Raw genomic sequence first — 22,210 nt, 5'->3', positions numbered from 1 at the left:
CCTTGACCGCCCCCACCTCGACCGACCACGCAGAGCACGGTGTCCGATGAGCGTCCAGATGCCCCCCTCCTTCGACTGGCTGGCGAAGCTGACCGTCGGCCAGTCCTGGCCGCACGCCGACGAGGACAAGCTGCGCGAGCTCGGTTCGGCCTGGCACGACGCGGCCCAGGAGCTCCACGGCATCGGCCAACAGCTGGGCGCCTCGGCGTACGGCGTGCTGGACAGTGTGGGCGGTCAGGTGGCCGAGGAGTTCCGGGCCTTCGTGACCCAGCTGGAGTCCGCCCTGCCGGAGATGGCGGAGTCCTCGAAGCAGATGGGGGACCTCGGCAAGCACACCGCCCTTCAGGTCGAGTACTCGAAGTACATGATCCTCGGCCAGCTCGTGCTGCTGGCGGCGCAGATCGCCCAGTGGGCCTTCTTCGCGCCCGAGGTCCTTCCGGCCGCGATCACCTCGGCACGGGTCGCGGTGAAGATGATCCTGCGCCGGTTGCTGATCTCGGTCGCCGCCGGCGTCGGACTCGGCGTGGGTCTGGACGCAGCCGTCCAGACCATCCAGTTCCTCAAGGGCGACCGCACGCGCTGGAGCACCGAGAACACGGTGTCGGCGGCGGTGTCCGGGGCGATCGGCGGTGCCGTCGGCGGGGTGTTCTTCGGCGTCGGCGGGGTCGTCGCGCCGAGGTTCGCGAACTCGCTGGTCGGCAAGGGCGTGCTGGGCGCGGCCACCGGGGTCACCACCGCGGGGATCATGCTGGGCGTGTACGGCGGCGAGGAGCTCCTCGGGGCCTCCCTGGCGGCGGGCGCGGTGGGCGCGCTCGGTGGCGGCGGCCGGCGGCGGTTCGGCGGCAAGGACGGGACGGTGTCGGTGGACCCGGTCACCGTCGACGTGCCGGACCGCCCGGCGCTCGACGTCTCGGGCGAGCCGGCCGACAAGACCGGGGAGCCGGTGCCGGTGCCGGTGCCACTGCCGCTCCCGGTGACCGGCGAGGGCGGGCCCGGGCCGAGCGGCGGCCGGGGCGGTACGGGCACCGAGGGGGCGTCGGCGGGCGGCCGTCCGGGTTCCGGCGGAGCGGGCCGGGAGCGGTCCGACGGACCGCCACCGGCGTCCGGCGGCACGTCCGGGCGCGTCGCCGCCGTCCTGCCGGGCTTCGCGACGGCGACCGGCGACACCGGACGGACCGCCGCCAGGGGCGCGGCCGGCGCGGCGGCCGCCGCCGGCACCGCCGGGGCGGGCGCCGGGCGGCAGGGTGCGGCTGGCGCCGCGCGGGCGCAGGCCGCCACCGATGCGGCGACCGGCGGCGGAGCCGGGCGTTCTGCCGGAGCGTCCACCGGGCCGGTCCGGTCGGCGGAGGGCGGGACGCCCCCGGCCGGGCACACCGGATCGGGCGGCCGGACGGCGGCCGGCGCCTCCGGTGGGGCCGGCGCGCAGGCCGGACCGGGCGGCGGCTCCCCGAACCCGGCGGTCCGGACAGCCTCCGGCGGGCCGGAGGGCAGGACGCCCGCGCCCGCGGCGGGTGCTGCCCGCACCGGAGACATGGCTGAGGGGGAGGCGGGCGGCGGCTCCGGCCGCACCGCCCCGGCGGCGGGCCGCCCCGCGACGTCCGCCGCCCCGGCGGCGGCCGGTCCCGTCGGAGCGGAGCCCCGGGGGCGGGCCGCCGGCGCGGCCACGGTCCGCACGGAGACCGGCCCGGCCACGGCGGGTTCGGCCGCCCCGAAGGGCGAGCCGGCCCCGCGCCCGGCAGCGGCAGCGGCGACGGCCACGTCCGGCGGTCCGGCCGACAGCCGGCCGGCCCCGGCGGAGCCGCGTCCGTCCGGGGCGGGCCCGTCCGACGCCGGGCCCGCGGAGCCCCGTCCGCCTCGTCCGTCCGAGCCCCGCCCGTCCGACTCCGGTCCTGCGGACCCCCGGCCGCCGACGCCGCGCGTCCGCCCGGACCGGACGCCGCGGTTCGTCGTCCGGTCCTCCTTCGAGGCCCGCCGTTTCGAGCACGACGGCCCGGTCACCGACCTCACGGTGCGGGTCGCCTTCCGCGACGGCGGGCGCGGGCACGACACCGCCGGGATCTGGGAGCGCGTGGTCCGCGGCGTCGAGGAGCACTTCAACGCCCCCCGGTACGAGCTCCCCAGCGGCGACCGGCTGCACGTCACCGTGCTGCCCGCCCGCCCGGGCGAATCCGCGCACCTGACGGTGGACCTGGTCGGCCGCGACCACGCCATGGACCAGCGCTCCTGGTGGCCGGACGCCGAGCCGGTCGACTACGCCCACGAGATCGGGCACCAGCTCGGCCTGCGCGACGAGTACCGCACCGCGGACCTCCCGCACCGCCCGGACGTCGAGGGCAGCCTGTACGGCGACTACCGCCGCCCGGCCCCCGAGGGCCTGCGGCAGGGCGGGTTGCGCGTCCGGCACCGGGGGCTGATCGGCGCCGTCGTGGGCGATCTCGGCGCCCCGGCCCCTGCCGGTCCGCACCCCCGCACCTGGGACGAGGCCCGGGCGGCGGCCACCCCGCACGCCCGCAGTCACACCTGGGTGGACCCGGTCTCCGACCCACTGCACCTCGGGCCGGGCAGCCGCCCGCGGTCCTCCGAGTCGCTGCTCGTCGCGCCGCGGACGCACGCCGCGCAGACCGGCTGGCAGACCGGCCCGCAGGGCAGCAGCTCGCACGGCCAGTCCTCACACGGTCAGTCCTCACACGGTCAGTCCTCGCACGGTCAGTCCTCGCACGGCCAGTCGTCCACCGGCGGGCCGTCCCAGGCCCAGGGTTCCGACGACACCTCGCGCAACTCGGTGATCATGCAGCCCGGCTACTCCTCCGGGGACCAGTTCGGCATCTCGGTGGCCCTGCTCGACGACCCGGACCTGCACGTCCTGATCGCCCGCGGACCCGATCCCGGCACGCCCGGACACGACGCGGTCCGCGACAAGTCCCGGGCGATCGGGGCGTTCTACGAGTCCGTGGGGATCGAGCGGGAGCGGATCCACTACGTCCCGGTGCCGAGCATGGAGAAGAAGAGCCTCTGGCGGGCCCTCAACGCCGAGGCGTACCGCATGGTGCGGCAGGACTGGAGGATCGAGAAGCCGTTCGACGAGATGTTCCAGGTCAAGGAGATCTGGGGGGTCACCGACGCCACCGACCTCGTCGCCGAGCGGTTCTCGCCCCAGCTGCGCGAGACGGTGCGCGAGGCCTGGGGTCTGACCGACGCCGACGACGCGCGGATCGGCTCCTGGTTGTCCGGCCGGGGGATCGATCTGCCGGCGTCCGGCGGGAAGGTCCTGGTGATCTGGTCCCGCTTCACCGGCAAGGCCACCCAGTGGAGCGACCTGCGCAGCCGGATGGAGCACGACACGAGCTTCCAGGGCATCCGGCAGCTCGTGCGGGACGTCGCGCACGCGTACGACGCCGTCGTCATCACCGGCGACCCGCACCCGAACGCCGCGAAGGCCGGCAAGTGGGACGAGCTGGTCAACGGGCTCCGGGCCGAGCTGGGCGTCGGCAAGATCCACCAGATCACCGGCTTCTGGCGGGGCGGCGGGCCGGAGCTGACCGGCTGGGGCGGCCACACCCGGGCCGGGCAGTTCCGCCTCTACGACTACCTCGGCCGCCACCACAGGCTGGACCACCTCGGCTTCCGCTCCGGCAACCTGGAGGCCGTCGCGCTGCTCGGCCACCGGGTGACCTACCTGGAGGAGGCCGGCGCCAGCGGCTCGTCCCGGATGGAGAGCTGGCACGACACCGGCGACGGCCGGACGTCCCTCGGCGGCATGGCCCCGGGCTACGAGCGGGTGACCGTCCCCGAACCGCCCACCGCCTCCGGCCGGTTCGCCCAGCGCTACGACCTGGACGGGTACGACTCCGAGGGCGGGAAGTACCAGCCGCCGCCCCCGAACAGCTGGTGGCAGAAGCCGGTCGAGGTGCACGGTCGGGAACGCGGCTTCGGAATCGCCGAACTGGACGGCATCCGCGAGCAGTTGGGCCTCTCCGAGGCCGACCGGAGCGGGGCGGCCCGGGCCGCGTTCCACACGGACCGGGTCCGCCACCTGCAGCGCCGGTACGAGACGCTGCGCAGCGGCGTCGTGGCCTACTCGGGCGGCGGCCCGGAGGTGGAGGCGTACCTGGGCGGGTACGACCGGTACTTCCGGATGCCTGCCGACCAGTACCCGGCCGGGCCCGAGCAGCTGTACCACGACCTCGCCCAGCACGCCCTGCCCTCGCTGCCGCAGCTGTGGCAGTACTACCGGAGCCTGGTGGTCCAGGCGTACGCCAACGCGGCCGCCGCGTCGGCGCAGGCGGTGCCGGGCGAGGTGGCCCCCCGGGCGCCGCAGTCCGACGGCCCCGACCGCACCGGCTCCGCGTCCGCGGCGCCGGGCGGTGCCGGCGCGTCGTCCCCGGGCGCAGGACCCTCGTCCGCGGGTGGCGCAGGGTCCTCGTCGCCGGGCGCCGGGTCGTCCGCCGGGTCCGGTGACCCGGCCGCGCCGACCGGGCGCCGGGCCGGCGGGATCGGGGCCGGGACCGCGCGGGAGCAGTACGGCATCCCCGAGAAGAACTTCGGGAAGTTCCGGCGGCTGGCACACGACCGGGGCCTGGTCATCGACGTGCGGCCCACCAACACCGAGGCGCCGAAGTGGCTCGACCGGGGGATGCTGCCGAAGCCCAAGGACATCAAGGCCAAGACCATCAACGAGCTGGACGTCCACCTCGGGGCGAAGCGCGAACACATCGGCCTGGTCGGGTACTTCGAGCCCGAGCTGCCCGCGCGCGAGGCGTTGGACGACGCCGGTGCCCGGGAGCGGGTCGAGGCCCGGTACCGCCAGCGCGCCCACGAGTTCGCCGAACTCGCCCCGGTGCTGCGCCGGCTGTCCGACGAGGGCCGCTTCACCGTCCGCGACGGGCTGGTGCTGGGTCGCGACGGCCAGGGCGAGTGGCGGGGCATCACCGGTGACCACGACGTCTTCGACATCACCAGCCCCGGCGGCTCCCGGCTGACGCCGGCCCGGTACGACGGCGTGGTGGGGGAGATGATGGCCAACGACATGGCCGTCATGCACGGCGCGCACAGCTACTGGGCGCCGCAGTCGCCGTTCAGCAAGGGCATCTTCGACAAGATCAACGCCTCCCACCTGCCGGGCGGCGAGCCGCTGGTCCGGTTCCGCCCGGGCGCGGAGGACGCCGAGCTGGTCCACGCCGCCGAGCGGCCCGCAGGGGATGCGGCGTTCGACCGCCCCGCCGAGTCGGTCACCCATCACCCGGCCGAGCGGTCCGCGGTAGGCCCGGCGCACCCGGGCGGGGCCGGCATCCGCCCGACCGGGCCGACCGACGAGGGTCCGCGTGCCGAGGAGCCCCACGCGCCGGCGTCGTCCGTACCGTCGTCCGTACCGCCGGCCGTGATGCCGGACGGGCCGCTGTCCGGGCGGCCGTCGCCCGCGCGGGGCACCTTCCCGTTCCGGGCGGGCTCCGGCGAGCCCGATCCGGTCCAGGCCGCGCGGGTCGACGCGCTCGCCGCCGAGCTGGCGGTCGACGCGGTGGCGCGGTCGGCCGCGGGCCTGCCCCTGCCGCGGGTGACCGTCACCGGACACGCCAACGGCACGGTCGCCGGACAGCCGCACTTCGGCCGGTCGATGCAGCTCGGCCGGGCTCGGGCGGAGGCCGTGGCCGAGTTGCTCGGCCGCCGCCTCGGCGTCCACCTGGGCGGGGCGGACGCCGCGTTGGCGGCGGACCGCGTCGAGATCACGGTGCGCTCGCGCGGCCAGGAGCTGCCGGAGGGCGCGGATCCCACCCGGGTCACCGAGGAGACCCGACGTCAGGCTGTCGTCACCGTCGAGCACCCCGTCCCCGCCGAGCCGCCGCACCACGTCAACCCGCCGGTGCCGAGCGAGGGTTCACCGGGCGGACCCACTCCGGAGCGTGCGGCGGCCGAAGGTCCGGACGCCTCCGCAGCGGCCGCAGCGGCCTCGGGCACCGCCGAGGCGGCCGGGATCCGGCGGGACCGGCTCTCCGAGCAGGACCGCAACGCCCTGGACCGCGCCGTGCGGCACCGGATCGACCAGGAGACGATCTCCTACCTCTTCGGCGACGGCCCCCGGACCGACCGGGCGGCGGCCGGGACGGGCGAACACCCGTCCTGGGTCGACGACCGGGCGCTCGGCCGCTGGGCCGCCGGGGTCGAGCTGGAGCCCAAGTACCGGACCCTGCTGGAACTCAACCGGCTCTCCCACGAGGGCGACGCCCCGCGGGACCGGTCGCTGCTCTACCTCGGCGCCAACGCCGACGTCGAGCACCCGCTCTTCACCACCCGCGCCACGGAGCTGACGCTGGTCGGCGTGGACCCGATGAACCTCAACCCGGCCACCCGCCGCGCCCACCTGGACGAGGTGGTGGGCGCCATCGTCCGGAACCTGCGCGCCTACGCGCGCGACGGCCACACCGTGACCGGCACCGAGACCGACCCCGGGCGGGTGACCACCGTCCGCGTCGAGGGCCCCGACGGGCAGCCGGTGCTCACCGTCGACTACCACTCCCTCACCTACGACGAGTACCTCGCCGAGCACCCGGGCGAGCGGTTCGACGTGGTGATGGACAAGGACTCCTGGCTGCTGGAGTGGCGTTCGGAGGACGGCGTGGCGGAAGCGGTCGCGGGCCTGCTCGCCGACGACGGACGGTGGATCGGCGGGACCGAGCTGACGCGCAGCGCCGAGGCCCGGTTCGAGCGGCCCGCCGACGGCGGCACCGGCCACGCCGGCACCGGACACGGCGTCACGGGTGCCGGCGCGGTCTGGAGCGGCTACCAGGACCTCCAGATCCGCACCCGCGCCGCCGGCCCGGACCCGTCCGCCACCGCCGACCCGTCCTCCTCCATGGCCTCCTCCTCCATGGCCCCCGCCGCCGACCCGCGCACCGAGCTCCTCTTCGAGGCCGTCGCGAAGGCCACCAGGACCCGCTTCCAGTTCCGCGACTGGACCTTCGACGAGGCGGCGTACGTGTCGATGCTCGACGAGGACCTCGCCAACTCGCTGCCCTACCACGCCTACTTCGGGTCGGCGGACGAGGCGGCGAACGCAGCGGCCGCGCTCGCCCTGCTGCCCGGTGTGGCGACCCGGCTGTCCGCCGAGATCGCCACCTTCGCGCACACCGACGGCGACTTCGGTCCCCGGCGCGTGCTCACCGACCTCCTCGCCCTCCTCGACCTCGACCCCGCCCTCCTCACACCCCCGGGGGCCACGTCGTCCTGACCGTGCCACCACCCGCGCCGGGGCCCGGCCTCCGGCGACGTCCCCTACCTGCGGGCGATGCAGGGGCACCTCAACCGGGTCGTCCGGGAGTCCGCGGCGGCCACGGGCGCGGTCTTCGTCGACATGGCCGCCGTGTCGGAGGGGCACGACGCCTGCGCCCCGATCGGGACGCGGTGGATCGAGCTGCTCTTCTTCAGCACCAGCCTCGCCCTCGTCCACCCCAACCCCCTGGGCGAGGCGCGGATGGCGGACCAGGCGATGGCCGCGCTGCGGATCGGCTGACCGGGACGGCGCACCGGCGGGCGACGTCCGGCCGGACGTCGCCCGCCGTTCGGCGCTCAGGACCGCTGCGCGCCGTCCGCGCCGACCACCAGCCAGTGGGCCGGCAGCTCGATCCGGTTGCCGTCCGGGCCGAACTCCGTGAGTGCCAGCGGCATTTCGCCGACCGCGAGGACGGCGAGGCCGGCCGCGTGGAAGAGTGCGGCGAACGCCTCGTCGGCGACCTCGGCGGGGGCGAGACCGTGCTCGAACACCGGGCGGAGCTTCGGCGGCGGCCCGGCCGGGCTCTGCACGAGGCCCGCCAGGACCTGCTTCGCCGCGGCGGCCGGCTCGACGACGAAGGCCCGGCCGTGCTCGCCGACCAGCGCGGCGACGGCCTCGGCGACCGCACTGCGGTCGGCGGCCTCGCTCTGGTGGATCACACCGCGCACGTACACGTTGGCGTCGCCGAGGCGGTCGTGGAGCGCCCGGACGGCCTTGGCGTCGGTGGCGTCCAGCTGGGCGAACTCGGCCCGCCGCGCCGGATCCCCGCGCCGGGCGAGGCCGACGGCCGCGGCGGACAGATCGACCCCGAGCACGCGGGCGAAGCGGTCGGCGAGGAAGCGGGTCTGGGTGCCGTTGCCGCAGCCCAGGTCGACGAGGGGCAGCTCCGGGTCGGCCAGCTGCGGGTCGAACAGCACGAGGTGGCGTTCCGCGGTGATGGCCGGCTCCGCGTCCCAGATCACCCCGCCCGGCTCCTCCGGCGCGTCGCGCCAGAAGCCCTCCCAGGCGTCGCGGTACCGACTCGTCACGCTCATGGCGGAGACCTCCGGGTGTCACGCACGGTGTTGCGGTCGTGTCTATCGGTACCGGGCCCGGGCGGCAAGCATCCTGCGGCGGGCCCGTCGCGCGGTGTCGCCGGCCGCAGGCAGCGGCAAGGGGTCGGGGACCGCCGGCCGGGTGGAGCCCCGCCGTGCGCGTCGTCCGGGACGGGGAAACCGCCCGGAGGACGAGGACGCGGGGACCGGCCGCCCGGCAGCCTGGTGGGGTGCTCCGGGGAACCGCCCCGGGGCGTCCACCGACGAGCCAGCGGAGCGTGGCCCCATGACCGTCCATCAGCCGAGCAGCCCCGAGCCCGCGCGCCCGGGGCCCGCGAGCCCGGAGGCTGCACGCCCCGAGCCTTCGAGCCCGGAGCCGACCCGCTCCGGGTCGGGCGGCCTCGCGGAGGCAGGCCCCGCCGGTGCCGTGCAGCGGCGCGAACTGGTCCTGCGCGCGGCCGTGCGGCAAGGACTGCTCGACCCCGAGGACGCGCTGCTGGCGGCCTTCGTCGACCTCGACGGGGTGGCCGCGAGCGTCGCTGCGCTGCACCGGGCCTTCCCCGCCGACCTGGACGTGCTGCACACCTTCGCGGCCAAGGCGAACTGCCTGGTGCCGGTGCTGGCCGAGTTGCGCGGCCTCGGCATGGGCTGCGAGGTGGCCGGCCCCGGCGAGTTGGCCCAGGCGCTGGCGGCGGGCTTCGACGCCGCGCGGATCGTCTTCGACTCACCGGCCAAGACCCGCCGCGAGCTGGCCCGGGCACTGGACCTCGGCATCGCGGTGAACATCGACAACTGGCAGGAGCTCGCCCGGGTCGACGCGCTCCTGGACGCCCGCGAGTCCCCGACCCGCTCCCGGCTCGGCGTCCGGATCAACCCGCAGGTCGGCGGCGGGACGATCGGGGCCATGAGCACCGCCACCGCGACGTCCAAGTTCGGCATCCCGCTCGCCGACGAGGGCGATGCGGACCGCCTGCGCGCGGCCTTCCGGGAGCGGCCGTGGCTCGGCTGGCTCCATGTGCACGTCGGCTCCCAGGGCTGCCCGTTGGACCTCATGGCCCAGGGCGTCGGCGAGGCGGTCGCCTTCGCCGAGCGGCTGAACGCCGGGCCCGGCCCCCGCCGGGTGGTGGGCATCGACATCGGCGGCGGACTCCCCGTCAACTTCGCCGGGGAGGAGACCGACCCCACCTTCGAGGCGTACGTGGACCGGCTCCGGGCCCACGCGCCGGCGCTGTTCCAGGGCGGCTACCGGGTGGTCACCGAGTTCGGCCGCTCGCTGCTGGCCAAGAACGGCTTCACCGCCGCCTACGTCGAGTACACCAAGGTGTCCGGGGGCCGGCACATCGCCCTCACCCACGCCGGCGCGCAGGTCGCCACCCGGACCGTCTTCATGCCCGAGGCCTGGCCGCTGCGGATCAGCGCGCACCACCCGTCGGGCGCGGCCAAGGCCGGGGAGCCGGTGGAGCAGGACGTCGCCGGGCCGTGCTGCTTCGCGGGCGACGTGGTCGCCAGGGCCCGGCCGCTGCCGCTGCTGGAACCCGGCGACCTGGTCGCCCTCCTCGACACCGGCGCCTACTACGCGACGACCCACTTCGAGTACAACAGCCTGCCCCGGCCGGCCGTGCACGGCTTCACCGTGGACGCCGCGGGCGGCGTGCACTTCGAGCCACTGCGGCCGGCCCAGGGCATCGACGAGCTGGTCCGGGCCGACCGCTGACCCCCGGGGGCCGCGGGGGCCCGGGGCGGCCCGCGGCGGCCTGCGGTGGCCCCCGGGGCCTGCGCCGGCCGCGGGGACCCCGACGTCAGGACACCAGGGTCTGCTCCTCCAGCTCCGTGAGCCGGACGGTGCAGAGTCCGCCGCGCTCGGTCCGGACCTCCGTCACCTTCAGCTGGGTGCCCGGCAGCAGGATGAACTCCTCCTCGCCGGTGAACGCGGAGAACGCGCGGATGCCCACGGCCCGGGCGGGCTCCACCTCGAAGAGCGTCCGCTTGCCGCGGCTGCCGAGGAACGCCCGGGCCACACCCAGCTCGGAGGTGCAGGAGGACACGCCCCACCAGGTCACCGTCCGGCCGAGCGGGTACTGGCCCCGCAGGTCCAGCGGCACCCCGCGCCAGAGCGGCGCCGTGCGGGCGGGCAGCTGCGACACGGCCGCGAACAGCAGCCGCAGGTACGGGAGGTAGGGGACGAGCCGGCTCCGGTCCGGCGAGCGCAGGATGGCGTTGATCTCCCGGTAGAACGCGGACTCGCAGGTGTAGAGGTAGAGCGCGGCGATCGCGTCGGCGGACAGCCCGCCCGCCGTCTCGTCGGCCCGCCGCTTGCCGAACTCGTGCGCCCGCGTGACGTGCCGGTCCAGCCCGGACAGCAGCTCGGCGACCGGGCCGACGGCGTCGCGGAAGTCCATCATCGGCGTGTCGAACACGCCGGTGATCGCGGGGAGGACGAGTCCCTCGTCCTTCACGCTCGCCAGGCGGTCGAGGTAGAGCTGGTGCAGCTCCATGGTGGACGCGATGAAGGCCCCCATGCGCTCGGCGGTGTCGCCGTCCGCCCGGCCGTCCTCCGCCGCGCGCTCGTTCCACCCCGTGCTCGGCAGCCAGTCGATCTCGTCCGCGCCCAGCGAGGCGAGGGCCGCGTTCACCGTGCCGAAGTGGTCGCCGTCGCAGAAGATGTCGCCCTGCGCCGCGGGGTTGGCGTGGTCGATGTGCCGGACCTCGACCGCGGGGTACTTCTCCTGCAGCTTGAGCACGACCTTCTTCAGGCTGCGCGCGTGCGCGCCCCACCACGCGAAGACCACACCGCGGTCCTCCTCGGCGGCGTCCTGCTTGGCCTTGAGGATCTCCTCGACGATCCGCTCGGCGACCGGCCGCCAGAACGCGGTGTGCCGGTCGGTCCCGGTCGAGCCGTCGCTGCTGGCGGTGAGCGCCGCGTTCAGCAGCAGCACGCCCTGGGTGAGCATCGCCTGGAACCACTCCGGCGGCTGGACGGTCTCCCGCTCCTTCAGCAGCGCGCGGATGTCGGCGATCGGCGTCTTCTTGACGATGCCGTACTTCCACATCGCCGCCGCCTTGATGATGCAGCGGATGCTGACGACCCGGCCGAACTGGCTGTCCTTCCAGTCGTGGAAGGTGTTGTCGAACATGGCGATGCCGGTGGCGCTCTCCGGCCTCGGGTAGGGGTTCTGCCCGAAGACGACGACCTTCCACTTGTGCGGCGCGTTCGGCTTGAGCGCCTGGAAGGTCAGCTCGCGGACCGGGACGACCTCCGGGCTGCGGCCCGTGCCGATGAACGAGGCGGCGTCCGGCTGTGCCTCGATGACCGGCTTCAGCAGCGGCAGCCAGGGCTCGCCGCCGCCCTTGAAGAGCTCCGTGAGCGCCAGCGGGTCGTTCGGGTCGGGCGTCGCGGGGGTGGCGGGGGTGGTGGCGTCGGTCATGGTGGCGGGCTCCGAAGGTCGGACCGTGCGTGCGCAGGGCGGGCGTGCTCGTGAGGGGCCGTCAGTCTCTGCTGACCGCCACTCACAGTCCTACCGTCCGGGTCTGACAGCCGGCCCGGCGCCTCCGGCCCGCGGGCGCCGGCGGGCCCGGGCCGCCCGCGCCCGGGCTGCCCGTGCCGGAGCCGCTCCGTCACTGCCGCTCTGTCAGTGCCGCCCGCTAGCGTCGGTGGTGTTGGACGAACCGCAGCTCGATCGGAGTGAAGTATGACCATGGACCGCGTGCAGTCGCCGCTCAAGGTCGTGTTGACCGACATCAACGCGACGGTGGTGGAGGCGTGGCGGGCGGCGTTCGCCGACGCCCCGGGGATCGAGATCCGCCAGGGCTCGATCCTCGACGAGCAGGTGGACGCCTGGGTCAGCCCCACCAACTCCCGCGGCCGGATGGACGGCGGCGTCGACGCGGTGGTCAAGCGGCACCTCGGCGCGGGCATCCAGCTGCGCGTCCAGCGGGCGATCCGCGACCGGTTCGCCGGCCGGCTCCCGGTGGGCAGCGCGGTCTGCGTCCCGTCCGGGGCGGCCAACCCGACGTTCCTGATCTCGGCGCCGACGATGGAGACGTCCTCGCAGAACGTGAGCGAGACCCTGAACGTGGCGCTGGCGTGCGCCGCCGCGTTCCAGGCGGTCCACCAGCAGAACCGGAAGACGCCCGGCAGTATCACCTCCGTGGCGCTGGTCGGGATGGGCGCCCAGACCGGCCGGGTGCCGGCACGGGTCTGCGCCAACCTGATGTGGACCGGCTACACCCTGTTCCAGGACCACTGCTTCGAGGACTACGACGACCTGCGCGCGACGATCACCGCGCAGCTCGACGACCTGGAGAGGGCGCCCGTCGAGCAGCGGGTGCGGATAGCCCCGCCCGCGCGCCGCACCTCCCGTCGCTGACCGGCGCCGTCGCTGACCGGTGTCACCGTCCGGACCCGGCCCGGGCCCGGACGGCGACGCGAGTCGGCGACGGGAGCCGGCCTCACGCGGGTTCGAGGACGATCCAGACCTGCCCGGGGTGGAAGGCCATCGGCTGCCCGGCGTAGCGGAACTCCGTGCCGCCGGCCGGATCCGGCCGGGACCAGCTGCCCCGGTACGCCGCGCCGTCGCGCAGGAAGACCGCCTCGCCGCTGCCGACCGTCGGGGCGAACGGCACCAGGTGCCCGAAGGAGTCGACCAGCCCCCGCGGCGACGTCGTCTCGGTGACCTTCTGCACCACGATCGTCGGTGCGCCCATCTGCCCGGCGTCCGTCGTCATCGCCGGCTTGCCGTCCACCGCCACCAGGTACTTGCCCTGCGCGGCGGACCAGGTGAAGGTGAACGAGGCGGCCGGCATCCGCGCGGTGAACGAGCCGGTCGGGACACCGCCGGCCGGTGCGTCGCCGAAGTGGAACCCGACGTCCCGGGCGGCCGCCGCGTCCGGGAAGTGGTCGAGGATCCCGGACGGCACCACGTACTCGTTGAACGGCGCCACGTTCCACTTCCCGCGGAAGAAGGAATCGTCCTGCTGCGGCGAGCAGTTGAACAGATCGGCCCGCGCGAGCACGGGCAGGAACGCGGTCTGTGCGCCGGAGTAGGCGAAGTCCACCCGTCCGTACTGCTGCAGGAGCGGCAGATCGGTCTCCCGGGCGCTGCGCACCGGGCCGATCCGGTCGCCCTGGGGCAGGTGGTTGGAGTCGTACACGGCCAGGAAGCGGGAGAGCCCGCCCTCGACCTCGATCGCGTAGACCACGTCGGCGGCGTTCACACCCGTCTGCGGCCGGGCGGCCGGAGCGTTGTCGATCTTGACGGCGACGATCCGGCCGGCCCCGCCCGGGAGCCCGGTGAGCGGCGACACGCCGCCGGGGGCCGGGGGAGGGGCGGCCGGCGGGGCCGACCCGGTGGCCGACGGACCGGCGGGCGGACCGGCCGCCGGAGGCCCCGGGGAGCCCCCGCCGCCGACGGTGAGGACGGCCGCCAGCACCGTCGCGAGGAGGACGGCGACGCCGCCCACGACCAGGGCCGCGATCCGCTGCCGGAGCGACAGCGCCCGCCACCGGCCCCGCGCACGTTCGAAGTACCGCATCCGGGCCCACCTCCGTGCCCCCGGCTCTCAGGACCCCGCCACCTGGGAGGACGAACCGGCCGGCCCGTGCGGTTCCGCCAGATATCAGCTCTTTCGTCCGGTCCGCCGACCCGGTTCCGCGCGGCCGCTGCTCCGGGCCGCTGCTCCCGCTCTCAGAGCCCTCTCAGAGGGCCCGGGCGAGGCTCCGGCACACCAGGCCGGCCAGGCGGCACCAGGCCCGTGCCACCCCGCCGGGCACCCGGTACCAGGCCAGGCCGAACGGCAGGGCGATGGCGAACCACGACGGCGGCGCCATCTCGCCGGGCCGCTGCGCGCCCTCGCGCGCCCACCGGCGGCACCGCTCGACACCGCGGCCGGTCCAGTCCGCGCACCGGTCGGCCCGCCCGGCCCAGCGCGCCGCGACGTCCAGCAGCCGGGCGCGCCGGTCGCCGGGCCTCCGCCCCCTCGCGGAACCGGTCATCACCGCTCCAGCCGCGCCGCCAGCCACTCCGGGAGGGTGTCCCGATTCGCCCGGCTCACCTGGAGGAGCTCGACGTCGGCGCGGCGCTTGAGTTCGTCGGTGAACGGGCCGGGCTGTGCGTGCACGGTGGCGACCACGTCGACCTCGCCGGCGAAGAGCTCCCGGACGGCCTCCTGGAACGGCGGGTACGCCAGCTCCATCCGCCCGAGCTCGTCGACGAGCACCAGCCCCTTCGCCGCCCCCGACGCGGCGGTCGGCTGCCACACCAGGGACGGCACCGCCAGCCGCTCCATCACCCCCAGATCGACCCCGTACCGCCCGACCCGCGGCGGGCCGGGGAGCCCGACGTGGGCGAGTACGCCCCGCCGGCCGGCCAGTGTTTCCAGGGCGAAACCGACCCGGGCGCCGCCCTCGCGGATCTCCTCGGTGGTGAACCCGACGGCCTCGCCCGCACGCAGCAGCGCCGCCAGCCGGCGGATCGCGGTCGTCTTCCCGCTGCCGGGGCGCCCCTCCAACAGAATCCTCGTCGCCATCGCGTGCTCCGCGGCATGGGCGGTGGGTGGCCGGGCTCTCGCGGCCCGGGGCCTGTTCTGTGGATCGGGCCGGGGCCGCGGCGGCCTGATCCGACCTGATCCACAGAACAGGCCCTGCTCCCAGGCTCCCACCGCAGCGCCCGGCCGGGCCACCGGACGGCGAGGGCGGGGGCCGCGCCCGCCGGCCCCCGCGCGAACGCACAGCGGCCCGCCGCCGGCACCCGGGAGTGCCGGCGGCGGGCCCGACGGCACGCTGCCGCCCGGTCCTCGTCCGGGAGGGCTACTTCGACGGCATCGGGAGGAAGTAGACGTTGTTCGGCGTCACGACGTTGGTGACGGCCTGGCCGAAGAGGGTGCTCGGCTCGTGGCCGTCGGTGAGGATGTCGGTGTTGAGCACCATCACGAGGGTCGCGTCCAGCTCGGGCAGGTAGAGCACGAGGCTCTCGTACCCGGGCAGCGAGCCGTTGTGGCCGATCCACCCCTGGACGTTGAACAGGCCGAGGCCGTAGCCCGCACCGGGGATACCGCCGGGCAGGAACTTGGTCCGCTCCGCCTGCGTCTCGGGCGAGAGCAGGGTGCCGGTGGCGAGGTCCTTGGCCCAGCGCCTGAGGTCGTGGACATCGGAGATCATCGCCCCGGCCGCCCAGCCCCAGCTCGGGTTCCAGTCCGTGGCGTCCACCGTCGCGCCGTTGAGGGTCTGGTTGGTGTACCCGTGTGCGTGCGGGTCCGGGAACTCGGCTCCCTTGGGGAACAGGGTGTTGCCCAGGCAGCTCGGTTCCGCCACCCGGTCGTGGATGAACTCGGCCAGGGGGATGCCGCTGACCTTCTCCACGAGCAGGCCGAGCAGGATGTAGTTGCTGTTGTTGTACAGGAACTGCGTGCCCGGCTGGGCGACGTTGGGGTGCTTGTAGCCGTAGGCGAGCAGCTCGTCCGGAGTGAACGGCCGGGTGGGGTTCGACTCCAGGGCCGTGATGAAGTCCGGGTCCGAGGAGTACGGGAACAGGCCGCTGCGCATCTCGGCGAGGTTGCGCACGGTGATGTGATCGCCGTTGGGGACGCCGGAGATGTACTTCGAGATCGGGTCGTCGAGCCCGATCAGCCCGTCGTCGACCAGCTCCAGCACCGCGGTGGCGGTGAAGGTCTTGGTCACGCTGCCGATCCGCATGAAGAGGTCGTCGGTCATGGGGGCGCCGGTCTTCTTGTCGGCGACGCCGAAGGACCGGAGGTAGTGGCCCTGGCCCGGCAGCCAGAGCCCGACCGTCACGCCGGGCACGCCCGTCTTGGCCATGGTCTGCTTGATGGCCGCGTCGAGCTTGGCCGCGACCTCGGGGCTCAGCTCCGCCGACGGCTCGTTGGTGTCGGCGCAGACGCCCGCGTCCCCGCGGTCCTCCTCGCGCTGCTCGTGACCGCGGGCTTGATCCTGCCCGTGCCCGTGCCCGTGCCGGTGCTTGTGGTGGTGCGCGTGGCCGCGTCCGTGCTCGTGGTCGGCACCGTGCCGGTGGCCGTGGCCGTGGGCGGCGGCCAGCCCGGGCGTCGCCGCGTTCGCCGGGGTCGCCGCCACCGGTATCAGGCCCGCGACGGCTATGGCCGTGATGGCCAGGCCGCGGCGGGCTCTCGTGTTCCGACGGTGGGGCAGCGCTCGGGTCATCTCGAATGTCCTCGTTCCGATGGTGTCCAGCTCTTGGTGCGATCGTCGGCGGCGGATCCCGCCGGGACGACTCTGACGAGCTGTACGGGTGACAAGGCATCGGATGACCCGGGCGCCCCCGTCCGGGGCCGGCCCGCGCCCCGGTCCGGCGCGCCGGGCGGGCCGCCGCTGAAGGGGGTTCACTCGTTCGAGTGCGGTCCCTTCGGCGGCGGGCGCTTGCGGCGGTGGTGCCGAACCGGGGCGGGGGAACGGCGGACGGTCAGCCCTCCGCGGCCGCGGAGGGTGCTCCGCGGGGCACGAGGGCGGCGGAGACGGCCTCGCTCTTGACCAGCCACGCCACGCCGAAGGCGAAGACGGAGACCGCCTCGCCGACGTACATCAGGGTGAGCGGCGAGTCCCAGGTGAGGTGGAGGACGGCCCCGACCGCGACCACGGCGAGGCACGCCACGATGGTCCAGCCGCAGACCAGGTACACCCGGTCGGCGGCGGTCCGGCGCACGCCCGGGCTCCGGGAGTCGGCGAACAGCCGGAGGCAGAAGTAGGCGAGCACCCCGAACAGCCCTGCCGCGAAGCCGAGGTGGAGCGTCCCGACGACCTTCTGCGTGGTGGTCGGGTCCGCGGTGACCGACGCCGGCGGCTCGGTGGGGAAGAGCGCCACCAGGACCGCGAGGACGCCGGCCACCGAACTGAGCCGGTCCTCCCGACGGTCGTGGCGGTAGCAGATCAGGAAGACGCCGACGGCGCAGAGACCGCCGACGAAGACGTTGCGCATGTGGGTGTAGTAGGAGGCGCTCATCGAGCTGAGCAGGGCGACGTGGGAGGAGGTGAGGATGTTGCCCACGGGAAGGACGATCGGCAGGAGGAACCCGATGACGCCGACGCCCCGGCGCAGGCGCCGCACGGTCGCCCCGTCCTGGGCTTGGAAGTTGACGAGGGGAGGTTGATCGGCCATGACGGCCCCCTTGACGGCCTGAGGCTGGGTGGGTCGCGGCCGGACGGGGCCGCACACCAGGCACGGTGGTCGCTGTGGGATGTACCCGCACAACCGGCCCGGGAACCCGCACCCACCCGACCGTTCGGCAACCGTGACGGGGCGTTGCACAGCCCCTCCGGCCGAGTCGGGCACCCGGCCTCTCCCGCACCGGCGGCGGGAAATCCCGTACCGGATACACAAAATGCGCGGCTGGCAGGATATTGACGAGAGCCGATCCGGCTTCTTGCCGAAGTCAACGGCAGGCCCGTACTCTCGCTCCGTCATTGATCCGTGAACCACGTCGGGGGGTCGATTGTGGACGAGTCCGAGTGGGTGCTTCGGCGGCTTTCCCGGGCCGTCGGCCCCATGCCGGCCGACCTGACCGCCAAGGTCAAGGAGCTGATCCGGCTGGAGTTCGCAGCGGAAAGCGTGCCCGGCGGCGCACATTTCCTGAAGGGCGCGACGGACCGTTCGGCCGAGGGAGAGTGTTAGACCCGGCCAAAATCGCCCGGTGGCGCGGAGTAGGTCGGAGACGATCCGTCAACGCACGACTCCGGTGAAAGCGGTTTCGCCACGCTCCGGGTGTGCCGTGGTGCGGCTCCGGAATTGACGGTGCGGCGACTCGGGAGCGGCCGGAGTCCGCCCTGCCCCGGCCCGACCGCCGCCGGCGCAGCTTCCCGAGCACCTCCCCCCGCAGTGGCCGCTCCGGGCACGTCCTCCGCCGTGGCCCCGGGCACCGCCGGTGCACCGGCCCTCTGCTCGGCCGGCGACCGCAGAGCCGATGAGGAGCCGATGGAGAGGGGGCCCGGACAGCATGGTGGAGCGACTCGAACAGCGGGTCGAACCCACAAGGAGGTCACATGACCAGGACCCTCACGTCGCTCGGCGACAAGATGCTGGGCGCGCTGCTGAAGCAGAAGAAGGCCGGCGCCTGCGTGCCGCCGGACTACTGCGGTGTCGTCGCCTGCAACTCGCGGGGTGGCTACTGCTCGGGCGGCTGGTGGTGGCAGCCGATGTGCAACGGCTACTACAACTGCCAGGGCGTCTGCAAGGGCACCGGCGGCCTGCAGTACAACAAGAAGGTCGCGTACGGCTGCTGACGACCCGAGGGCGGGGGCCCGTTCCCGGCGGCCCCCGCCCTCCGTCGCCATCGCCCGGCCCAGAGAGGAACCGACATGCTCACCGCCCTCATCGTTCTCGCCGTTGTGCTCGGCGTCGCCACCGCGGCCAACCTCGTCCTCACCTTCGCCGTCATCCGCAGGCTGCGGACGCTGGAGGAGGGCGGCGGCACGGGCGCCCCCGACGCCCTGCCGGCGGTCGGCACCGCCGTGGGAGAGTTCACCGCCGTCACGACCTCCGGGGAGGAGGTCACCGCGGCCGACGTGGCCGCCGGCGACGCCTTCGCCGGCTTCGTCATGGTCGGGTGCACGCCCTGCGGCACCCTGATCGAGTCCCTGGCCGGCGGCGCCGCCACCGGGGCCGCCGACCCGCTCTTCTTCGTCGTCGGCGACCCGGAGAGCCCCGAGACCCGCCGGATGACCGCCGCCCTCGGCCCCGTCGGCCGGGTGGCCGTCGTCGCCGAGAGGTCCGCGGTCACCGCCGCCTTCGGCCGGGTCGACGCCTTCCCCACGCTGCTCAGGATCAAGGACGGCGTCATCGCCGCAGCCGGCCACGAGCTGGGCGACGTCGTGCCCGCCCCGGCCCACCGCGCTGCGCCGGCCCGCCCGGAACTGGTCGGGGAACGGGTGTGACCATGACCGTCCTCGGGCGGGTCCGGACCGCGGCCGCCGCGCTGCGGCTCGGCTGGCGGGCCTCCCGCGGCGGGATCCTGCTCCAGCTGCTGCTCGCCCTGCTCACCGGCGCGCTCCCGGCCGCGATGGCCTACGTCACCAAGCTGCTCGTCGACGATCTCGCCGGCGCGGGAGGGCCCGGCGCGGCCGACGGCACCCGGGTGGCGTGGCTCGCGGCCGCGGGCGCCGCCCTCGCCGGCGCGACCGCCGTGCTCAACCACGTCACGGCGCTGATCACCGCCACCGTCGGCCGGGCCGTGAACATCGAGGTGCAGGACCGGCTCTACGAACGGGTCAACGCCTACCGCGGCCTGCGCCCGTTCGAGGACCCGGCGACCCAGGACCGCATCCGGCTCGCCGAGACCGCGGCCCAGGGCGCACCGCACGACGTCCTCGACTTCCTGCTCGACTCGGTCCGCAGCACCGCCACGATCACCGGATTCCTCGGGACCGTGCTGGTGTTCTGGCCGCCGATGGGTGCACTGCTGGTGCTCTGCGTCGCGGTCTCCGTCGCCGGCCACCTGCGCACCTCCCGGGGCATGGCCGACACCGCCGCCGCCGTCGTCCCCGCCGCCCGCCGGCAGTACTTCTACCGGATGCTGCTCACCGACCCCCGGGCCGCCAAGGAGATCCGCCTCTTCGGCACCGGCCCGCTGTTCCGGCAGCGCGCGCTCGACGGGCTCCGCGAGACCACCGGCGCCGGCCTGGCCGCGCTGCGCCGCAGCGTCCTCGTCCAGTCCGGGCTCGCCCTGCTCACCGCGGCCGCCGCCGGCACCGCGGCGGTCGTCGTGGCCCGCCAGGTACTCGCCGGCCGGATCACCCTCGGCGACATGACGCTGTTCACCGCCGCGGTGGCGGCCGTGCAGGGCGCCCTCTCCTCGATCGTGATGCAACTCGGCCGCGCGGAGGAGGCGTTGCGGCTCTTCGGTCACTACCTCGCGCTGCTCGGCTCGCCCGCCGACCTCGCCGACGGCACGCACGTCCCCGCCCCGCTGCGCGAGGGCATCACCTTCGAGGACGTCTGGTTCCGCTACACCCCCGACGCCCCCTGGGCGCTGCGCGGCGTCGACCTGCACCTCCCGCACGGCCGCGCGGTAGGCCTGGTCGGCGTCAACGGCGCCGGCAAGAGCACCCTGGTCAAGCTGCTCTGCCGGTTCTACGACCCGGAGCGCGGGCGCATCCTGTGGGACGGCGCCGACATCCGCACGATGCCGGTCGACGAGCTGCGGCGCAGGATCGGCGCGACCTTCCAGGACTTCATGACGTACGACCTGACCGCCGCCGAGAACATCGGTCTGGGCGCGCCCGAACACCGGGAGGACCTCGACCGGATCCGCGCCGCCGCCGCCCGCGCGGGCATCGGCCGGAGCCTGGAGCGGCTGCCCCGCGGCTACCGCACCCTGCTCAGCCGGACGTTCACCGACGAGGACGAGCAGACCGGCGTCTCGCTCTCCGGCGGCCAGTGGCAGCGTGTCGCCCTCGCCCGCTCACTTATGCGGGCGGACGCCGAACTGCTCGTGCTCGACGAGCCCAGCTCCGGCCTCGACGCGCTCGCCGAGCGGGAGGTGCACCAGGCGCTGCGCCGCCACCGGGCGGGGCGCACCAGTCTGCTGATCTCGCACCGGCTCGCCGCCCTGCGCGAGGCCGACCTGATCGTGGTGCTCTTCGAGGGGCGGGTCGTGGAGCGCGGCAGCCACGAGGAGCTGGTGGCCCTCGACGGCCGGTACGCGGAGCTGTTCGCCGCGCAGGCCGAGGGCTACCGCGACGGCGAGGAGGCCGCCGTCGCGGGTGAAGTCGAAGGTGAAGGCGCCGTCGTCGACGGTGCGGACGCCCTGCTGCCGCGTGTTGCCGCGGCCCGTGCCGAAGGAGTGCGATGAACGCCCTTCCCCTGACCGCCGCCGTCACCGCCGGGGCGCTGGCCGGGGCCGCGGCGACGGCGCTGCTGCTGCGCCGCACCTTCGAGCTGGTCGACGTCCAGGGCAGCAGCATGGAGCCCACCCTGCGCGACGGCGACCGGGTGCTGGTGCGCCGCACCCGGGTGTTCCGCCGCGGCGACGTCGTGGTCTTCCCGGTGCCGGCCGGGCCGCGCGACCCGCAGGACGCGCCCTGGCTGGTGAAGCGGGTCAGCGGCGTGGCGGGCGATCCGGCCGCGGACGGCTGCCCCGCGGTGCCGCCCGGACACCTGGCGGTCCTCGGCGACAACCCGCGGAGCCTGGACTCGCGGACCTTCGGCACCGTCCCGAGCCGCACCGCCCTCGGTGTCGCCGTCCGCCGGATGTCCCGCGACGGGCGGCCCGCGCAGTCCCTGAGCCGATCGGGCCACGGAACGAACCACGGTTCGAGGAGGACCGCATGACGATGCTTCAACTCGCCGCCCGTGCGCTGCTGGTGGTGGTCTTCGGTGCCGCCCTGGTCGGCAAGGCGCGCAGCCGCGCCGCGCTGGCCGCGTTCGCCGCCGACCTCGCCGACTTCAGCTGGCTGCCCGCCGCCCTGCGGCGGCCGACCGCCGTCGGCGTGATCGCCGCCGAGGTGGCGGCCCTGGTGCTGCTCGCGACCGTGCGGCAGCTCGGCGCGGTGGCCGTGCTGGTGCTGCTGACCGGGTTCACCGCCGCGACCCTGCAGGCCGGGCGGGCGGCGGACTGCCGGTGCTTCGGCGCGGCGAAGCCCGCCGCCCGCGGCACCGCCCGGGGCTTCGTCCTGCGCAACTGCCTGCTCGCCGCCGCCGCGCTCGCCGTGGCGCTGGCCCCCGGCGGTGCCGTGGCCCCGGCCCTGGCGGCGGCCGCCCTCGCGGTGGGCGCCGGCGTGGGCGCCGTGATCGTCCGGTGGGACGACATCGCCTACCTGTTCCAGGGGCCGGCCACGCCCCGCCGGTTCTGACGGTCCTGACGTTCCGGCGCCGCCGGTCGCGGGCGACCGCCGCTCCCGGAACCTGCTGGAGGCGCCTTCGGCAGGCACCTGCGGGAGGCTCCTGCCGGG

The 22,210-nt window shown here is 75.2% G+C and carries 16 protein-coding genes and 1 pseudogene; 10 read left to right on the top strand and 7 right to left on the bottom strand.

The window, feature by feature from the left end; genetic code table 11:
• Nucleotides 1-58: 58 nt before the first annotated feature.
• Together ACIPSC_RS32720 and ACIPSC_RS32715 are read left to right on the top strand one after the other, a co-directional pair.
• Entirely contained in the window at nt 59-7,222 is a 7,164-nt protein-coding gene (locus tag ACIPSC_RS32720) for a hypothetical protein (RefSeq protein ID WP_400831411.1), read from the top strand.
• A 24-nt stretch (nt 7,223-7,246) separates the two neighbouring features.
• Nucleotides 7,247-7,504, top strand: a pseudogene (locus tag ACIPSC_RS32715) (GDSL-type esterase/lipase family protein); the annotation flags it as partial.
• Nucleotides 7,505-7,560: 56 nt separating this feature from the next.
• Here the strand turns inward: ACIPSC_RS32715 and ACIPSC_RS32710 are convergent.
• Nucleotides 7,561-8,298 carry a class I SAM-dependent methyltransferase gene (locus ACIPSC_RS32710; protein WP_400831409.1) on the bottom strand — a complete coding sequence of 246 codons (738 nt, stop codon included), beginning with the start codon at nt 8,296-8,298 and terminating at the stop codon, nt 7,561-7,563.
• 286 nt (nt 8,299-8,584) lie between these two features.
• Here ACIPSC_RS32710 and ACIPSC_RS32705 point away from each other — a divergent pair, with 286 nt between their 5' ends.
• Entirely contained in the window at nt 8,585-10,012 is a 1,428-nt protein-coding gene (locus ACIPSC_RS32705) for a diaminopimelate decarboxylase (RefSeq protein WP_400831406.1), read from the top strand.
• 85 nt (nt 10,013-10,097) lie between these two features.
• On the opposite strand, the gene ACIPSC_RS32700 is transcribed toward ACIPSC_RS32705, so the two are convergent.
• Nucleotides 10,098-11,723, bottom strand: coding sequence for an ADP-ribosyltransferase domain-containing protein (locus ACIPSC_RS32700; RefSeq protein ID WP_400831404.1), 1,626 nt, complete (start codon nt 11,721-11,723; stop codon nt 10,098-10,100).
• 264 nt (nt 11,724-11,987) lie between these two features.
• Here ACIPSC_RS32700 and ACIPSC_RS32695 point away from each other — a divergent pair, with 264 nt between their 5' ends.
• Complete coding sequence (locus tag ACIPSC_RS32695) at nt 11,988-12,665, top strand: macro domain-containing protein (protein ID WP_400831401.1); 678 nt, start codon at nt 11,988-11,990, stop codon at nt 12,663-12,665.
• Between the two features lie 82 nt (nt 12,666-12,747).
• Here the strand turns inward: ACIPSC_RS32695 and ACIPSC_RS32690 are convergent, their stop codons facing one another.
• The 5 genes from ACIPSC_RS32690 to ACIPSC_RS32670 form a co-directional block, all read right to left on the bottom strand.
• Nucleotides 12,748-13,830, bottom strand: coding sequence for a DUF3048 domain-containing protein (locus ACIPSC_RS32690; RefSeq protein WP_400831397.1), 1,083 nt, complete (start codon nt 13,828-13,830; stop codon nt 12,748-12,750).
• A 163-nt stretch (nt 13,831-13,993) separates the two neighbouring features.
• Nucleotides 13,994-14,290: a hypothetical protein gene (locus tag ACIPSC_RS32685; RefSeq protein WP_400831394.1), complete on the bottom strand. Its 297-nt coding sequence runs from the start codon at nt 14,288-14,290 to the stop codon at nt 13,994-13,996.
• The gene (locus ACIPSC_RS32680) at nt 14,290-14,823 is read right to left on the bottom strand and encodes a nucleoside-triphosphatase (protein ID WP_400831391.1); all 534 of its coding nucleotides are present in this window, start codon (nt 14,821-14,823) and stop codon (nt 14,290-14,292) included. The genes ACIPSC_RS32685 and ACIPSC_RS32680 overlap by 1 nt, the downstream gene beginning before the upstream one ends.
• 280 nt (nt 14,824-15,103) lie before the next feature.
• Nucleotides 15,104-16,471, bottom strand: coding sequence for a serine hydrolase domain-containing protein (locus ACIPSC_RS32675; protein ID WP_400831388.1), 1,368 nt, complete (start codon nt 16,469-16,471; stop codon nt 15,104-15,106).
• A gap of 259 nt (nt 16,472-16,730) precedes the next feature.
• The gene (locus ACIPSC_RS32670) at nt 16,731-17,423 is read right to left on the bottom strand and encodes a DUF998 domain-containing protein (protein ID WP_400831384.1); all 693 of its coding nucleotides are present in this window, start codon (nt 17,421-17,423) and stop codon (nt 16,731-16,733) included.
• 336 nt (nt 17,424-17,759) lie between these two features.
• On the opposite strand from ACIPSC_RS32670, the gene ACIPSC_RS32665 reads away from it, so the two are divergent.
• The 6 genes from ACIPSC_RS32665 to ACIPSC_RS32640 all read left to right on the top strand — a co-directional run bounded on the left by ACIPSC_RS32665 (nt 17,760) and on the right by ACIPSC_RS32640 (nt 22,111).
• Entirely contained in the window at nt 17,760-17,936 is a 177-nt protein-coding gene (locus tag ACIPSC_RS32665; protein ID WP_400831381.1) for a hypothetical protein, read from the top strand.
• Between the two features lie 368 nt (nt 17,937-18,304).
• A complete protein-coding gene (locus tag ACIPSC_RS32660) occupies nt 18,305-18,544 on the top strand; it encodes a hypothetical protein (protein ID WP_313762417.1) in 240 nt (79 codons plus the stop codon).
• 75 nt (nt 18,545-18,619) lie between these two features.
• Entirely contained in the window at nt 18,620-19,195 is a 576-nt protein-coding gene (locus tag ACIPSC_RS32655; RefSeq protein WP_400831375.1) for a hypothetical protein, read from the top strand.
• A gap of 2 nt (nt 19,196-19,197) precedes the next feature.
• Complete coding sequence (locus tag ACIPSC_RS32650; protein ID WP_400831485.1) at nt 19,198-21,111, top strand: ABC transporter ATP-binding protein; 1,914 nt, start codon at nt 19,198-19,200, stop codon at nt 21,109-21,111.
• Nucleotides 21,108-21,590 (top strand): S26 family signal peptidase, encoded by a 483-nt coding sequence (locus tag ACIPSC_RS32645; RefSeq protein WP_400831373.1) that lies wholly within the window; start codon nt 21,108-21,110, stop codon nt 21,588-21,590. The genes ACIPSC_RS32650 and ACIPSC_RS32645 overlap by 4 nt, the downstream gene beginning before the upstream one ends.
• Nucleotides 21,587-22,111, top strand: a complete 525-nt coding sequence (locus ACIPSC_RS32640) for a MauE/DoxX family redox-associated membrane protein (protein WP_400831369.1) — start codon at nt 21,587-21,589, stop codon at nt 22,109-22,111. Before ACIPSC_RS32645 ends, ACIPSC_RS32640 begins: the two co-directional genes overlap by 4 nt.
• The last annotated feature ends 99 nt before the right edge of the window (nt 22,112-22,210 follow it).

Origin of the sequence: Kitasatospora sp. NPDC090091 (assembly GCF_044747365.1) — a bacterium.
Lineage (GTDB): Bacteria > Actinomycetota > Actinomycetes > Streptomycetales > Streptomycetaceae > Kitasatospora.
This window is presented reverse-complemented; position numbering and strand designations above follow the sequence as displayed.

What these genes read in the sequence shown, in the direction of transcription:
- ACIPSC_RS32710 (WP_400831409.1), bottom strand. Translation starts at nt 8,298, where the DNA reads ATGAGCGTGACGAGTCGGTACCGCGACGCCTGGGAGGGCTTCTGGCGC.
- ACIPSC_RS32680 (WP_400831391.1), bottom strand. Translation starts at nt 14,823, where the DNA reads ATGGCGACGAGGATTCTGTTGGAGGGGCGCCCCGGCAGCGGGAAGACG.
- ACIPSC_RS32655 (WP_400831375.1), top strand. Translation starts at nt 18,620, where the DNA reads ATGCTCACCGCCCTCATCGTTCTCGCCGTTGTGCTCGGCGTCGCCACC.
- ACIPSC_RS32670 (WP_400831384.1), bottom strand. Translation starts at nt 17,423, where the DNA reads ATGGCCGATCAACCTCCCCTCGTCAACTTCCAAGCCCAGGACGGGGCG.
- ACIPSC_RS32690 (WP_400831397.1), bottom strand. Translation starts at nt 13,830, where the DNA reads ATGCGGTACTTCGAACGTGCGCGGGGCCGGTGGCGGGCGCTGTCGCTC.
- ACIPSC_RS32705 (WP_400831406.1), top strand. Translation starts at nt 8,585, where the DNA reads ATGACCGTCCATCAGCCGAGCAGCCCCGAGCCCGCGCGCCCGGGGCCC.
- ACIPSC_RS32660 (WP_313762417.1), top strand. Translation starts at nt 18,305, where the DNA reads ATGACCAGGACCCTCACGTCGCTCGGCGACAAGATGCTGGGCGCGCTG.
- ACIPSC_RS32720 (WP_400831411.1), top strand. Translation starts at nt 59, where the DNA reads ATGCCCCCCTCCTTCGACTGGCTGGCGAAGCTGACCGTCGGCCAGTCC.
- ACIPSC_RS32645 (WP_400831373.1), top strand. Translation starts at nt 21,108, where the DNA reads ATGAACGCCCTTCCCCTGACCGCCGCCGTCACCGCCGGGGCGCTGGCC.
- ACIPSC_RS32685 (WP_400831394.1), bottom strand. Translation starts at nt 14,290, where the DNA reads ATGACCGGTTCCGCGAGGGGGCGGAGGCCCGGCGACCGGCGCGCCCGG.
- ACIPSC_RS32650 (WP_400831485.1), top strand. Translation starts at nt 19,198, where the DNA reads ATGACCGTCCTCGGGCGGGTCCGGACCGCGGCCGCCGCGCTGCGGCTC.
- ACIPSC_RS32700 (WP_400831404.1), bottom strand. Translation starts at nt 11,723, where the DNA reads ATGACCGACGCCACCACCCCCGCCACCCCCGCGACGCCCGACCCGAAC.
- ACIPSC_RS32675 (WP_400831388.1), bottom strand. Translation starts at nt 16,471, where the DNA reads ATGACCCGAGCGCTGCCCCACCGTCGGAACACGAGAGCCCGCCGCGGC.
- ACIPSC_RS32695 (WP_400831401.1), top strand. Translation starts at nt 11,988, where the DNA reads ATGACCATGGACCGCGTGCAGTCGCCGCTCAAGGTCGTGTTGACCGAC.
- ACIPSC_RS32640 (WP_400831369.1), top strand. Translation starts at nt 21,587, where the DNA reads ATGACGATGCTTCAACTCGCCGCCCGTGCGCTGCTGGTGGTGGTCTTC.